We start from the raw sequence: 14,326 nt of genomic DNA, 5'->3' as shown, positions 1-14,326 counted from the left end.
AATTAAACTCAATTTTCAAATGAAGTGAAATTCTTAATTCTTATGTACTCCCTAACATATTTTCTCTCTGAGCATCTTGAACTTTTCTCATTTCTTTAACCAATATACGCATGTACCCTTTTTCTTAATCATTCATACCAACATAATTTGTGCAATATTACCTTTTATTAATATGCGTAAGAATTGTACTTACAATTAATATGAGTTTAATAAACTAAAAATAAACCAATGGCGACACCTACCACCCCAAAATGGAGAGTTTTATGGACACACACACTACCTCTACACAATATGCATTTAAAACTATTATCACCTGCATCTTGTATACTCTTATTTCTGCCTTTATAGCTCTACCTGCAATTGCAAATGTTAACCAATACAAACTTGGCGAGTTAGAAATCATTTACCCTTGGACACGAGAAACGCCTAAAAGTGCAAAAGTTGGCAGCGGTTATCTCCATATTATTAATCACGGCAATACCCCCGATCGGTTAATTGCTATTTCAATGGACGGAGTACAAGAAACAGAAATTCACTCCATGGCAGCAGTTAACAATATTATGCAAATGAAAAAACTGTCCAATGGCATTGAAATTCCCGGCAATGGTGAAATCATATTGAAACCTGGTGGCAATCATATCATGTTTATAGGGCTTTCACAGCCATTTCAACAAGGCAATAAAATCAATGCAAAGTTAACATTTGAGAAAGCTGGAGCAATTAATGTTGACTTTTTCGTAGATGCTATAGGAGTAACATCATCTTCTAAGCCACATACCTCTCACTAAACTCTTACAAAAACCATATGATACGATAAGAGTAGGGTACGCTTTTCAATTTTTCTTAAACACTATTAATGGTCTATAATCTATCATAAAAATAGAGAGTCTCCCACCACTCTTATTTATCATATTTGGCCAATGTCAGCAATATATAAGTATTGTTCAAAGTAATTCATCAAGCGGCCTTGACATTGGTTCATTGGTTTCAAATACAAATGTATTTTAGCCTTTTTCTATAAAACTTTTTTAGTTTTTTAAACCTTGTACAGCAATAGATTTGTAATCTTACGATCAGATTGGTAAACATTAACAGAAAAAACACCATACGAATTATTAACGATTAAAACCACTCCTTCAAATGTTTCTTTAATCTTGAACTTCTTTGCTCAAAACAATTTCACAATTTTCAATCTAAAATCGATTTTTTCTGTACCAAACTGAAAATTATTAAGTACAGCTTTAAGGTTGTTTTCTTTTTGTTTATAATTGCCTATATTAATTGACTAATTTTAGAAAAATTTAAAATCCTCTTATAATTTTCTTTCGTACAATAACAGCGTATCTTTAATAGCGCACCTGTTCCCCCTATATCACCATACTGTAAAAATAGATTAGGTGCACTTTATAAACTCCAACCATTAAAAATGAGCTCTTTCACTTCTTTGACACAAACAATGGTAGATTTTGTAAAAAACGCCTCAATGAAAACCTACACTAAGCGAGGGAATCCTAACTAAGCAAAAACGCATTACAAAACTGCAAAGAAAAAATAGTCTTTACCATTAAGACGAAATGTATTTTACTTTGCTACAATTTGTACCATATTTGTTTTGCAAAAAAAATATGAACTCTCATATAAGAGCTATGGGCGATTCTCTGCCACAGCGATAGAAAGGTCTAAGAAGCTATGAAGGATACTCCAGCAATCACCCAGACGATTGTACTTGTTGATGATGATCGCAATATTTTGACATCCTTATCTTTTGCACTTGAAACAGAAGGCTATCGGGTTGAAAGCTATACAGATGGAGCATCTGCGCTTAAAGGCTTAACGTTACATCCCCCTCACTTAGCTATTTTTGATATTAAAATGCCACGAATGGATGGAATGGAACTTTTGCGTCGACTACGTCAAAAGTCTGATCTCCCAGTTATTTTTCTTACATCTAAAGATGATGAAATTGATGAACTTTTTGGGCTTAAAATGGGTGCTGACGATTTTATTACCAAACCCTTCTCTCAACGTCTTCTTATTGAGCGAGTAAAAGCTATTTTACGCCGTTCAAACGCTCGCAATCAAGCGCTTCTAACAGGAACATCACCTGCCTCTTCTCTTAAACGTGGAGATCTTGTTATGGATCAAGAACGCCACACCTGTACATGGAAAAATAGACCTGTTATATTAACAGTTACAGAGTTTTTGATTCTGCAAACTTTAGCGCAACGACCAGGAGTTGTTAAAAGTCGTGATGCTTTAATGGATGCTGCCTATAATGATCAAGTTTACGTAGATGATCGTACCATTGATAGTCATATTAAACGTTTGCGTAAAAAATTTAAACAAGTGGATGATGATTTTGCAATGATTGAAACGCTTTATGGTGTAGGTTATCGTTTCCATGAGGTTTAAAGTTATTGTGTCACGACAGTTTGAACAACAATCAAATCAATGACAACAAATACTCAATCAAACACTGTATCAAATAAAACACCCAATAACGTTTCCCCTACACGATTTCCTATATTTACTCATTTGCATTTTCGGGGACAGCGTTTATTTAGACAATTGTTTTTTTCTAGCCTTACACGCCGCATTGTTATTTTAAATCTCGCTGCTCTTGGCATTTTGGTTACAAGTATTTTGTATCCTAAACAATTTCGTGATGGTTTGATTGAAGCAAAAATTGAAAGTTTGCGCACCCAAGGAAAAATCATTGCTGGGGCCATTGCTGCTTCTGCAACAGTAGATACTAATTCTATTTTAATTGATCCTCAAAAACTTTTGGAATTACAAGCTGGAGAAAGTGTTACACCAACACCTCAATCAACCGACACTTGGGATTTTCCTATTAATCCAGAGCAAATAGCTCCACTTTTACGCCGCCTTATTACACCAAAAACAACAAGAGCACGTATTTATGATCGAGATGCCACTTTGCTTCTTGATTCACGTGTTCTTTACTCCAGTGGAATAGTTTCTAGCTATGATCTTCCCGCTATTGAAACAAAACAAAGTCCCTGGAAACGCTTATATTCATGGTTTTCACATGCACTCTACGGTGGTGGCCTTGCTCTTGATAGAGAGCAAGCAAAAAATAATGGTGATATCTATCCAGAAGTTTATCAAGCATTAAATGGTTCTTCCGCTACTGCCCAACGGCGTAACAAGCATGGACAACTGATTGTTTCGGTTGCTGTTCCTGTGCAACGTTATCGTGCAGTAGTTGGTGCTCTTCTTCTTTCAACTCTCAGTTCAGACATTGATAATATTGTGAAAGCTGAAAGGCTTGTTATTTTTAAAGTTTTTGCAGTTGTTGGTAGTGTACTTTTTGTACTTTCTTTATTTTTAGCCTATACAATTGCTAATCCATTAAGCAAATTATCTGCCTCTGCCAATCGTGTGCGTCATGGCAACAATAAGCGGGTAGAAATTCCTGACTTTTCAGAACGTGAAGATGAAATTGGCCATCTTTCAACTTCTATACGCGATATGACTAACGCCCTTTATACACGTATTGAAGCTATTGAACGCTTCGCTGCCGATGTGAGCCATGAATTAAAAAATCCTCTTACTTCACTGCGCAGCGCTGTTGAAACGCTACCATTGGCTAAAAATGAAGCAGCACAAAGACAACTGTTTGAAATTATCCAACATGATGTCCGCCGTCTTGACCGTTTAATTACCGATATTTCTGATGCCTCACGGCTTGATGCAGAACTTGCCCGCGAAACTGCGCAGATTGTTGATATGAGTCAGCTTTTGGAAAGTCTTATTCATGCCGTTCGTGAAGTATATCGTAATAAGCAAACTATTAATATCAGCCTTAATATTATGCCGCGCCCTTACAATAAACCCTATCTCATTTTGGGACATGAATTACGTTTAGGTCAAGTCATTTCCAATCTCATTGAAAATGCACGTTCCTTCATTCCGCATAACAATGGCGAAATCCGTATTACAATGAAAAATAATGCTTCAACTCTTACCCTAACTGTTGAAGATAATGGCCCTGGCATTCGTTCAGAAAGTATTGATCACATTTTTGAACGTTTTTATACTGACAGACCAAATGAAGATACATTTGGACAAAATTCAGGACTTGGTTTATCTATTAGTCGGCAAATTATTGAAGCCCATAATGGAACACTCACAGCTGAAAATATTATTGACCCCTTACTTGAAAATAGCAAAATTGGTGCGCGGTTTATTATTGTTCTTCCCTTTGCCAAATAGAACCTTCTATTCACAATACACCAAGGTGCAAGAAAAAATAAAATACAGCTATGCTAATTATCTCCAACTAAAGAATAAAAGCTGAATTATCAATCCTCCTGAACAAAGAAAACTATTCCTCTCTCTTGCCTTACTTGACTGTATGGGCTAACCACAACATAAAGTAAAACTGATTAGTAATCAGAATGCGATATTGTGCGCAAAAAATAAAAAATGCCGCAAAAACATTCCAGAAAATTTAAAGAACAGCATTTAAATTTGTAAAGTTGCCTTTTAAATAGAATTTAGAAAACGAATTTATCCGCTGCATTATTCTCTTTAATTTTGAATATGAGTATTTTTCCATTAATCAAATTATTGAAGTTGTGAATTAATACACTCTTCTTTTAAAATTTTTTAGCTTTCATAAAATACAATTTATAGCCATTTGTTAAGCTATCAAATATTCTTTTTAGAAACATTACTCTTAGTACACTGTAATGTTTTGTATAATAATAAAAATTCTCGAAAACAGAAAAGCTTACTTTTTAGTTAGATACATTAGAGCGTAATCTTTTTGCCATTTTTTTGAGTCAATAAAGGTTATTAAATAATCAGAATTTTTAAGTCCCCCCTTATTCTAAGCTACATTCAGTGCCACTAAAATGGATAGATATTTTATTTTTTCACAAATTGTATATCAAATTTGCTATTCTAATATTCACGCAAAAGTTTCTTTTATTGGTGACAGTACCACCCTTTTCAGCACAAATAATCTTATGAATTCAATTGATAATATAGGGCTCGTTATTTCTGTCTACATCATTATCTATCTTATAATAATTGGCTCTATCTTAGTTTATCCATCATCACATTCAAAACATTTAAGCGTCAAAATTATCTGCCAACAATAAGGAGGCTCTATGCCACGTCTATTTGCTGCTATTAAAATTTCTCAAGAAACAACAAAAGCACTTATATCACTGCAAAATGGCTTGCCAAAAGCCCAGTGGATTAACCCACAAAATTTCCATGTCACCTTGTCTTTTTTTGGAGAGATCGCAAACTCTGTTGCTGATGAACTTATTGAAGCTTTTGGTACAATAAAATGCCCTCCTTTTATGCTCCAACCTAATGGCTTTGAAGTTTTTGGTTCAGAAACTTCCCCTCATTCCCTGGTTGTTCGCATAAAACCCTGTGAACCCCTCACCCTTTTACATGAGAAAATACTATGCATTCAGAAACGTTTAGGATTAACTCCCGATGAGATGCAATATACCCCGCATATTACTCTTGCACGACTGCTCGATATTCAACCTGAGGATCTTTCTTCGTATTTATCTGCTCAAAGTGATTTTTCTTTTCCTCCCTTTTCAGTTGATCACTTTGTTTTACTCCTGTCGAAAGACCCCTCAAGTGATGCCCTTTATATTGTAAAAGGAAGTTGGCCACTTCAAGCGTAAGAGCACTTTAACAAAGTACTCTTTAAAGTTGTTCTAAAAATTGCTTTAACAATGTCAGGTCGAATATAAAATAACATGCCTTTATAGTTTAAAATATCTTTTTTACTGATGTGTTGAGGCTGGATCAACTTTAACAGAATCTTCTTTAAGCCCCCCTTAGCCACACCAACCATGGCCGGACGCAAAACACGCTCACCAATAATATAACCTGCCTGAACGACTTGCTGTACAGTATTATCAGGAACATCAGTGTTAGGAATTTCAAACATTGCCTGATGAAAATGAGGATCAAATTTCTGCCCTTCTGGGTGAATCTTTTTTACTCCATGGCGTTCTAAAGCTGTCATCATGGCCCGCTCTGTCATTTCAACGCCTTCTGCTAGCATTTTCAAACCAGTATCATTTTCGCGTGCACCTTCTGGAATAGCTTCTAAAGCACGATTAAGATTATCAGAAACAGATAACATATCGCGGGCAAAATTAGCGATCGCATAAGCCCTTGCATCAGCTACATCACGCGTTGTACGACGTCGAAGATTTTCCATATCAGCAGCAAAACGTAAAAGTTGATTTTTTAGTTCCTTATTTTCATTCTGTAAATCAACTAAGGGATCTGTAGACTCACTTTCTTTTTCTTCAACGTTTTCGCAAACCTCTTCTTTATTCATTTTCAAAAGCTCATCTGCAGCTTTTTCAAGTGCTTCACGATCGTTTGGGTTTTTTAGATTACAATTTTCAAATGAAGCATCAGCAAATTTGTTTTTTTCGTCAGACATAAAAGTTCCATTCCTTCATAAGATTTGTTATTTCCGATATTGAAATTTTGCAGACAAAAATCAAGAGGTATTTATTCACCTTAACATAATGAGTGTCTACAATAAAAATGCCCGATACAAGCTAACGCAATAACTGTGACATAAGTTGAGCTGTATAATCAACCATAGGTACAATTCTTGCATAATTAAGCCGTGTTGGTCCAATAACACCCAAAGCACCAATTACCCTTTGCTGTGAATCGCAATAAGGTGCTACCACTAAAGAAGAACCTGAAAGCGAAAACAGCTTATTTTCTGAACCGATAAAGATACGAACCCCCAAACCTGCATCTGCTAAATCAAGCAATTGTGCCATACTTTCACGCGTTTCAAGATCATCAAATAAATGCCGTAACCGCTCTAAGTCTTCTTCTGCTTTTACATCTTCAAGTAAATTGCTTCGCCCACGAACAATAAGATGCATCTTATGATCTGAATCTTCTCCCCCCCAAAGAGCTAATCCAGTTTCAACAAGATGATGGGATAATTGATCAAGTGCAGCCCGCGTTTCCACACATAAACGTGCAATTTCCGTTTTAGCTTCATTGAGTGTACGCCCTTGAATATGAGCATTGAGAAAATTCGTTGCTTCCGTCAATTGCGAATGCGTAACGCCTTCTGGCAAATGAATGATGCGGTTTTCAACCTCACCTTGTTGTGTCACTAAAACTGCAAGAGCATGCTCGCAATCAAGACGTACAAATTCAATATGTTTTAATGTACCTTCATGTTTCATCGCTAAAACCAACCCCGCTCCACGTGAAAGGTCTGAAAGAATTTGGCTAGCTTGGATCAAAAAGTGTTCAACTGATTGTGTATGACCTGCTTCTTTGACTTGAAATTCAATATTCTCACGTTCCTCAGATGGTAAGTCGCTTACTTCCATAAATGCATCAACAAAAAATCGTAAACCTGATTGCGTTGGCATTCGCCCTGCAGACACATGAGGTGCATAAATCAAACCCAGGTGTTCAAGATCACTCATTACATTGCGAATTGTTGCAGGTGATAATGTTTGTTGTAAAAGCCGCGATAGATTACGTGATCCCACCGGCTCACCATCATTAAGATAGGCTTCAACAATATGGCGAAAAATATCACGCGAGCGTTCATCAAGCCCTTTAAGCTCATCGGTAATAGATGCTTGTTTTATCACAATTATTTCACCACTTCAAAAACACTTTTTCTTATATAAGTTTTATTAAGGTTTGGTCAAATAGTCTAAAGCAACGTAAAAAGCATATCACATATTTATTGCCAAAAGTACTATCGTTTTATCATCAAAGATACCATCATCAAAAGAGAAGCTATTTTATGTAGCACTCTAATCTTCATCCTTCTCAAATGCAAATAATCCTCTTTGAATAAGATCTCAAAAAAAATTATAGAAGGATCAAATTACGCAAAATTTGGCAATATTCACATTTTATAATTATTCAAGTTAGACACCACTATAAAAAATTTTCTCACGATAAAATCCTTAAAAACCATAAGGGTGTTATTTTTTGTCATATCTATAAAAATATATTCATGATTGACTTTAACTATGATGTAAATTTACAAACTAAACCTAATACTAATTTCGTTATAATAAGTCGCAAAACTTTTGTGGACGTGAAAAAACCACCGCAAATAAATCTCTCAAGCTGTATTGATCACTTCATTTATTGGAATTTACAAAACCGGTATTGTCAAATTTATTCTCCTATAAACAAACTCTCAATCCAACAAATAATTCATCCCTCATATCAGGAGAGATACGTATGAAACGTATAACAAATGAAAAACTTGTTATTGCTACACATAACGCCGGAAAATTGCATGAAATCACCGCATTAATTGCTCCTTTCGGCTTAACAACACTCTCAGCAAAAGAGCTCGGTTTGCCCGAACCAAAAGAAACAGGAACAACATTTGAAAAAAATGCCTATATCAAAGCCTTTGCAGCAGCAAAAACTACACAGCTTCCTGCTTTATCTGATGATTCTGGCTTAGAAATAGACGCATTAGGTGGTGCACCAGGCGTCTATACAGCCGACTGGGCCATTCAGCCTGATGGTACACGTAATTTTTCAAAAGCTATGCAAAAAATAGAAGATGAATTACAAAAAATTGGAGCCCTTGAAAAAGGCCAGCGTAAATGTCGGTTTATATCAGTCATCTGTGTTGCATGGCCCGACGGCTATGCAGATTATTTTCGTGGCAGCATTGAAGGCACATTCATTTGGCCACCACGTGGAGATAAAGGTTTTGGTTTTGATCCCATTTTTCTACCAGATGGATATGAAAATACCTTCGGTGAAATGTCAACAGAGCAAAAACATGGCTGGACACTTAATGATAAAACACCCCTTTCCCATCGCTCACGCGCTTTTAAGCTCTTTGTGGAAAATTTTTTGGCATCCTAATGGCTGAACCCTTCGGTATTTATATTCATTGGCCTTTTTGTGTTGCTAAATGTCCTTATTGTGATTTTAATTCGCATGTTCGCAAAAATGGGGTGGATCAACAGCGTTTTGTAGCCGCCTTTAAACGCGAAATGACAACACAATATCGTACGATAGGCCCCCGTCATATTACAAGTATCTTTATAGGCGGTGGTACACCTTCCCTTATGACACCTCAAACTGTTGATGCTTTACTACAAACTGTCGCCAAAAATTGGACAATCGACGATAAAACTGAAATCACGTTAGAAGCCAACCCTTCCAGCGTAGAAGCAGAGCGCTTTCGCGGCTACCGTGCGGCAGGTATTAATCGCTTATCTTTAGGTGTACAAGCACTCAATGATAAAGCCCTGCGACAACTTGGCCGTCTTCATGATGTTAAACAAGCTCTTCATGCTATCACTTTAGCACGTGAAATCTTTACACGTTTATCTTTTGATTTAATCTATGCCCGCCCTGAGCAAACGCTTAAACAGTGGAAATATGAACTTTCCCAAGCTATTGATTTAGCAGCAGACCACCTTTCCCTTTACCAACTAACCATTGAAGAAGGGACCGTCTTTAAAAAGCTTTACGCTGCAGGAAAACTTATTCTTCCAGTATCTCAGCTGGCAGCAGACCTTTATAATCTTACTCAAGAAATAACAACTATGCACGGCCTTCCCGCTTACGAAATCTCAAACCATGCAATGCCTGGTGCTGAATCTCGTCATAATCTTCTTTATTGGCGCTATAATGAATATGCAGGTTTTGGCCCAGGAGCACATGGACGTTTTATACAACGCCCGATGAAAAATTTCTCTACTTTTTCAAAAATACCACTATCCAAAACTGAAAAACTTGAACGTTATGTCACAATGAATGAAAAACATCCCGAACGTTGGCTTGAATTGGTAGAAACCACAGGACATGGCTGTATCGAAACAGAACAATTAACAAGAAAACAACAGGCCAACGAAATGTTGCTCATGGGTTTGCGCCTTTCAGAAGGTCTTGATCTTACACGCTATGAAACCTTAAGTTTAAAAAGTTTATCACCAGTCAAACTTGCCAATTTACAACAACAAGGTTTGATAGAAATGGTAGACAACCAGCGCTTAAAAGCTACAACTAAAGGATTTATTGTTCTCGATTACATCATTAATCAATTGGCAAATTAGCACTTCTGTTTCAGGTAAAAAATTACGAATAATGACCCTGACTATAAAACGCTTTTAATAATTAACCTATTTTACGTTTATAGTAATCGTTTTTATGCAAAAAAATCAACAATGAAGCGTTCATAAATCGAAGTGAGATTTTCCAATGCATCAAGAGTAACGCATTCGTCCACCATATGCATGGTTTGCCCTGGTAAACCAAATTCAACAACGGGGCAATAATCCTTAATAAACCGTGCATCTGAAGTACCGCCAGAAGTTGAAAGTTCTGGTCTATTTCCTGTCATACTTTCAATAGCGTTCGATAAAGTTTCAATCAGCTTACCATTTTGAGTTAAGAAAACGCTACCTAAATTTGGCACCCACTCAAGTTGATAACATGGAAGCTCATTATGATTGTTTTCTGATTGTACCGATGCAAGACGATTTTCAACTTCAGCAATGAGTGTTTCTCTTGTCCAAAGGTCATTGTAGCGTATATTGAAACGAATTACTGTGTGCATAGGAATAATATTGACAGAACAATTACCCGTATCAATACTTGTTAATTCCAAATTACTTGCTTGAAAATTTTTTGTTCCTTGATCTAGAGGAGTTTGTATCAGTGCCTGAACAAGCTTATGTGCCAAAGGTAATGGATTGGCTGCTCGTTCAGGAAAAGCAACATGACCTTGCCGACCCTGCACTCTAATAATACCGGAAATTGACCCCCGACGACCAATTTTGATCATATCACCAACAACTTTTACACTTGTCGGTTCACCAACAATAGCCGCAGTCCATTTTTCGCCCTTTTCTACTGCCCATTTTAAAAGTTTTACTGTGCCGTTAAGAGCGGGACCTTCTTCATCACCAGTTATTAAAAAACTTATTGTCCCTTTAATTGGCTGTTTCTTAAAAACCCGTGCTAGCGCTGCTATAAAGCACGCTATGCCTCCTTTCATATCAACAGCACCCCTTCCATAGAGTTTTCCTTGATCTATGACGCCTTTAAAAGGAGGATAAGTCCAATTGCCCAGCTCACCAGGTGGGACTACATCACTATGACCCGCAAACATAAGATGTGGACCTTTATTTCCAATCTTTGCATAAAGATTTTCAACATCTTCTGTATTTTTATCTACAAAAACAGGGCGTTCAACAGTAAATCCCAGTTTTGTTAAAAAGTGTTCCAAAGTCGACAAAGCACCTGCTTCATGAGGTGTAACAGAAGGGCAACGGATAAGCGCCTGTAATAACTGAATAGGATCTGTAAGAACAGGCATAAATATATTCCAATCTGTACAAAGAGTGATTTAAAAATGTTAAGCTAAATCATAAAAAAGATAAAGCAAAAATGTTAAAAGCCCTTACTAAACAAAGCAAAAAAACAATTTCAATAAAGCGACTTAGTCGCCTTTTATCAAAATATCATCAACAACATGGCTGGATATTAAGCCCACCTAAGTACAATTTTTTGCATAAAAGGCAGTGTAAAACACACTGTAAATATCAACTAAATAATGATTTCAACATATAGCTATTTTTTGATTTAATAACTAGTACTTCAAAAATCATAAAACCAAACCCACAGAAAGAACAAGAATAATTAAAAATAGTAAAAGAATCTGATCTTTTCATTTAATACATCTAATAATGATAGTATATTTTGGTCAATGCTTGCAAAATAATATCTGTTACAATAAGCCCACTAATCGATAGGTATGCATAAACTATAAAGGGCAAAAAACTTTGTATAAAAATACAAAGTAGGAGATGATATCGCACACAATGACAAAAAATAGCAGATAATTATCAATAAAAATGTATGAAGTTTAAAAAATAACCATAATATTCTTTGTATTAGTGAAAATTAATCGCGTGCAATGTATGACCATTTTTCTTTAACCAAGCATGATAAGTTTTACTACCTGGGCAAAGTTTCTCACAAAGATCCCAAAATTGTGATCTATGATTCATTTCGATAAGGTGAGCAACCTCATGTGCAACAACATATTCAACAATTTCTCTTGGCGCCATAACAAGACGCCATGAAAAAGATAAACGCCCATCTACCGAACATGACCCCCAGCGGCTTTTGATATCTTTATAACGGATTGATTTAACTTTACGTTCCACTTTATGTGCATACTGTTCTACTAGCGGTGTTATAATGATTTTAGCTTGTTTTTTTAAAACATCAGCAATTCGCCTTGGCAAATATTCTAACCGACTATAGATAATAATTTGCGGTTTTTGTTCCATACCACCTGCAATGATTTCATCCACCCCACGTCCTTCTTTATGTTTTATAATGTGTGCAACACCCAATAAAGGAATTGTTGCACCCTCCTTGAGATCAGAACTTTCACGCGACATGAGAACATGAGTAAGATGTGTTTCTATCCAACAACGATGTTTTTCAAGGAAAGACTGAACCGCATTAAGATTCATCGCTGGTGGTATTGTTAAACAAATCCCCTGTCCATCCGCATCAATGCGTAACGTAAAACGGCGTGCATGTTTATGTTCTCGTACCCGTAAAGGCACAACGCGATCAGAGAGAATAAAATCTTGCTCATAAATAGCCATGCATCATGTCTCTATAATCTAATCAACTAGATCTTGATGGTTCATTGATTCGATCAATTAATGACATCAACACCTTTTCAAAACAATCCAAATCTTGTGGACGTGAAAACCGGTGATTTGCATCACGAACAAGTGTTAATGTTACATCATGCAAAGGCAAATGATCAAGTAAAGCTAATGCATGTTGATAGGGAACTATTTCATCTTCCATTCCTTGTAGAATATGAACTGAGCACCCAATATCAATGCATCCTTTCATAACACAGTTATTTCGCCCATCTTCAAGTAATGCCTTTGTAAAAGGTGTTGGTTCTAAATCATAACTTGAAGAACGCTCAAAATAGCCTTTTTCTTCCAGAGCTTTCCATTCTACCGTGGTCAAAGTTGGTTCAATCAAAGCTTGTGTAAAATCCGGAGCAGGTGCAATCAATATCATCCCGGCAAGTGGTTTATTTTGCTGCGCGAGCATCATAGCAAGCCTTAAAGCAATCCACCCACCCATAGAGGAACCAATTAAAATTTGTGGTCCTTCACAATAAGCTTCAAAAATCGCTAAACTTTCTTTCACCCAACGTGAAATCGTACCTTCAAAAAAATCTCCTTCTGATTCCCCATGACCAGAATAATCAAAACGCAAGCAAGACAAATTATTTTTTTGAGCAAAAGCATCAACCACCATTGCCTTGCTTCCCAGCATATCAGATCGATAACCAGATAACCAAACCAATCCCGGAGAACGACTACCTTTACGATGACGTACAGCAAGAACTGTATCTTCAAACGAAAAAAACTGACAAGGAATATTTTGATCTATCATCATTCTTCCTTAATAAAATAGTTTTTACTATAAAAGAAAAACCTCTTTTTTCAAAACTAAACTTAAAACAACGAATAAATAAGCTTGTATTAACGATAGTGAAAAAAACATGAATTCTTATTGTTTTTCTGTATAGATATTGTATATTAAGGCATTCTATAAATAAATCAAAATTAAGGAGCATAGACCATTCGCCGATCATTTAAAATGACGCCTAGCCAAAAAGATGGGCCACGTTCAAATCAAGATATTCGTGTTCCTTGCGTTCAACTCATTAATGATGAAGGACAAAATCAGGGAATTATTGCAACGCAAGAAGCGCTTGCTATGGCTGCAGATGTTGGGCTTGATTTGGTTGAGATTGTGCCAAATGCAGAACCGCCTGTTTGTAAAATTATTGACCTAGGCAAACTGAAATATCAAAATCAAAAAAAAGCAGCTGAGACGCGTAAAAAACAAAAGACTATCGAAGTCAAAGAAATCAAGATGCGACCAAATGTTGACGTTCATGATTATGAGGTGAAACTTAAGGCCGTTCATCGCTTTATTGATCATGGTAATAAAGTAAAAATTACTTTGCGTTTCCGTGGCCGTGAAATGGCGCACCAAGATCTTGGAATGAAGCTTCTTCAGCGAGTTAAAGAAGATACAAGTGAAATTGCTAAAATTGAATCTGAGCCTAAACTTGAAGGTCGCCAGATGATGATGGTTATAGCACCTAAATAATTTTAATTGAGGAAACGTGCTTTAATACAACTCGTTTTGGTCGAGTTGTGAATATGATCTTAAAATATTGTAGAGTGTTGATGTAATATTTTTGAAAACAAAAATTGGCACA

The 14,326-nt window shown here is 36.2% G+C and carries 11 protein-coding genes and 1 pseudogene; 7 read left to right on the top strand and 5 right to left on the bottom strand.

The features are described from left to right. Window positions 1-263 precede the first annotated feature (263 nt). The 4 genes from BscR1v2_RS00270 to thpR all read left to right on the top strand — a co-directional run bounded on the left by BscR1v2_RS00270 (window position 264) and on the right by thpR (window position 5,678). Complete coding sequence (locus BscR1v2_RS00270; protein ID WP_078689310.1) at window positions 264-788, top strand: copper chaperone PCu(A)C; 525 nt, start codon at window positions 264-266, stop codon at window positions 786-788. A gap of 901 nt (window positions 789-1,689) precedes the next feature. Further along, window positions 1,690-2,412 (top strand): response regulator transcription factor, encoded by a 723-nt coding sequence (locus tag BscR1v2_RS00265; RefSeq protein WP_010703219.1) that lies wholly within the window; start codon window positions 1,690-1,692, stop codon window positions 2,410-2,412. Window positions 2,413-2,451: 39 nt separating this feature from the next. After that, the gene (locus BscR1v2_RS00260) at window positions 2,452-4,236 is read left to right on the top strand and encodes a sensor histidine kinase (protein ID WP_078689309.1); all 1,785 of its coding nucleotides are present in this window, start codon (window positions 2,452-2,454) and stop codon (window positions 4,234-4,236) included. Window positions 4,237-5,138: 902 nt separating this feature from the next. Beyond that, a complete protein-coding gene (gene thpR, locus BscR1v2_RS00255) occupies window positions 5,139-5,678 on the top strand; it encodes an RNA 2',3'-cyclic phosphodiesterase (RefSeq protein WP_078689308.1) in 540 nt (179 codons plus the stop codon). Window positions 5,679-5,815: 137 nt separating this feature from the next. Here thpR and grpE read toward each other — a convergent pair. Together grpE and hrcA are read right to left on the bottom strand one after the other, a co-directional pair. Next, window positions 5,816-6,454: pseudogene (grpE, locus tag BscR1v2_RS00250) on the bottom strand (nucleotide exchange factor GrpE); the annotation flags it as partial. Between the two features lie 121 nt (window positions 6,455-6,575). Then, complete coding sequence (gene hrcA, locus BscR1v2_RS00245) at window positions 6,576-7,646, bottom strand: heat-inducible transcriptional repressor HrcA (RefSeq protein WP_078690276.1); 1,071 nt, start codon at window positions 7,644-7,646, stop codon at window positions 6,576-6,578. A 610-nt stretch (window positions 7,647-8,256) separates the two neighbouring features. Here hrcA and rdgB point away from each other — a divergent pair. After that, window positions 8,257-8,901 (top strand): RdgB/HAM1 family non-canonical purine NTP pyrophosphatase, encoded by a 645-nt coding sequence (gene rdgB, locus BscR1v2_RS00240; protein WP_078689306.1) that lies wholly within the window; start codon window positions 8,257-8,259, stop codon window positions 8,899-8,901. After that, window positions 8,901-10,100 (top strand): radical SAM family heme chaperone HemW, encoded by a 1,200-nt coding sequence (gene hemW / locus BscR1v2_RS00235; protein WP_078689305.1) that lies wholly within the window; start codon window positions 8,901-8,903, stop codon window positions 10,098-10,100. Before rdgB ends, hemW begins: the two co-directional genes overlap by 1 nt. Before the next feature lie 92 nt (window positions 10,101-10,192). Here hemW and dapE read toward each other — a convergent pair whose 3' ends face one another. The 3 genes from dapE to BscR1v2_RS00220 all read right to left on the bottom strand — a co-directional run bounded on the left by dapE (window position 10,193) and on the right by BscR1v2_RS00220 (window position 13,485). Continuing rightward, complete coding sequence (gene dapE, locus BscR1v2_RS00230) at window positions 10,193-11,365, bottom strand: succinyl-diaminopimelate desuccinylase (RefSeq protein WP_078689304.1); 1,173 nt, start codon at window positions 11,363-11,365, stop codon at window positions 10,193-10,195. A gap of 577 nt (window positions 11,366-11,942) precedes the next feature. After that, the gene (locus BscR1v2_RS00225) at window positions 11,943-12,671 is read right to left on the bottom strand and encodes a M48 family metallopeptidase (RefSeq protein WP_078689303.1); all 729 of its coding nucleotides are present in this window, start codon (window positions 12,669-12,671) and stop codon (window positions 11,943-11,945) included. 22 nt (window positions 12,672-12,693) lie between these two features. Continuing rightward, window positions 12,694-13,485 (bottom strand): alpha/beta hydrolase, encoded by a 792-nt coding sequence (locus BscR1v2_RS00220; protein ID WP_078690275.1) that lies wholly within the window; start codon window positions 13,483-13,485, stop codon window positions 12,694-12,696. 210 nt (window positions 13,486-13,695) lie between these two features. Here BscR1v2_RS00220 and infC point away from each other — a divergent pair, with 210 nt between their 5' ends. Further along, window positions 13,696-14,214, top strand: coding sequence for a translation initiation factor IF-3 (gene infC / locus BscR1v2_RS00215; RefSeq protein ID WP_010703209.1), 519 nt, complete (start codon window positions 13,696-13,698; stop codon window positions 14,212-14,214). The last annotated feature ends 112 nt before the right edge of the window (window positions 14,215-14,326 follow it).

The organism is Bartonella schoenbuchensis R1 (genome assembly GCF_002022685.1).
In the GTDB taxonomy this organism is placed as follows: Bacteria; Pseudomonadota; Alphaproteobacteria; order Rhizobiales; family Rhizobiaceae; genus Bartonella; species Bartonella schoenbuchensis.
Note: the sequence above shows the minus strand (reverse complement) of the source record. Positions and strands in the feature narration are given on the sequence as shown.

Excerpts from the sequence above, each read along its gene's own strand:
- BscR1v2_RS00265 (WP_010703219.1), top strand. The coding sequence starts at position 1,690 with ATGAAGGATACTCCAGCAATCACCCAGACGATTGTACTTGTTGATGAT.
- BscR1v2_RS00225 (WP_078689303.1), bottom strand. The coding sequence starts at position 12,671 with ATGGCTATTTATGAGCAAGATTTTATTCTCTCTGATCGCGTTGTGCCT.
- BscR1v2_RS00270 (WP_078689310.1), top strand. The coding sequence starts at position 264 with ATGGACACACACACTACCTCTACACAATATGCATTTAAAACTATTATC.
- dapE (WP_078689304.1), bottom strand. The coding sequence starts at position 11,365 with ATGCCTGTTCTTACAGATCCTATTCAGTTATTACAGGCGCTTATCCGT.
- hemW (WP_078689305.1), top strand. The coding sequence starts at position 8,901 with ATGGCTGAACCCTTCGGTATTTATATTCATTGGCCTTTTTGTGTTGCT.
- thpR (WP_078689308.1), top strand. The coding sequence starts at position 5,139 with ATGCCACGTCTATTTGCTGCTATTAAAATTTCTCAAGAAACAACAAAA.
- infC (WP_010703209.1), top strand. The coding sequence starts at position 13,696 with ATGACGCCTAGCCAAAAAGATGGGCCACGTTCAAATCAAGATATTCGT.
- rdgB (WP_078689306.1), top strand. The coding sequence starts at position 8,257 with ATGAAACGTATAACAAATGAAAAACTTGTTATTGCTACACATAACGCC.
- BscR1v2_RS00260 (WP_078689309.1), top strand. The coding sequence starts at position 2,452 with ATGACAACAAATACTCAATCAAACACTGTATCAAATAAAACACCCAAT.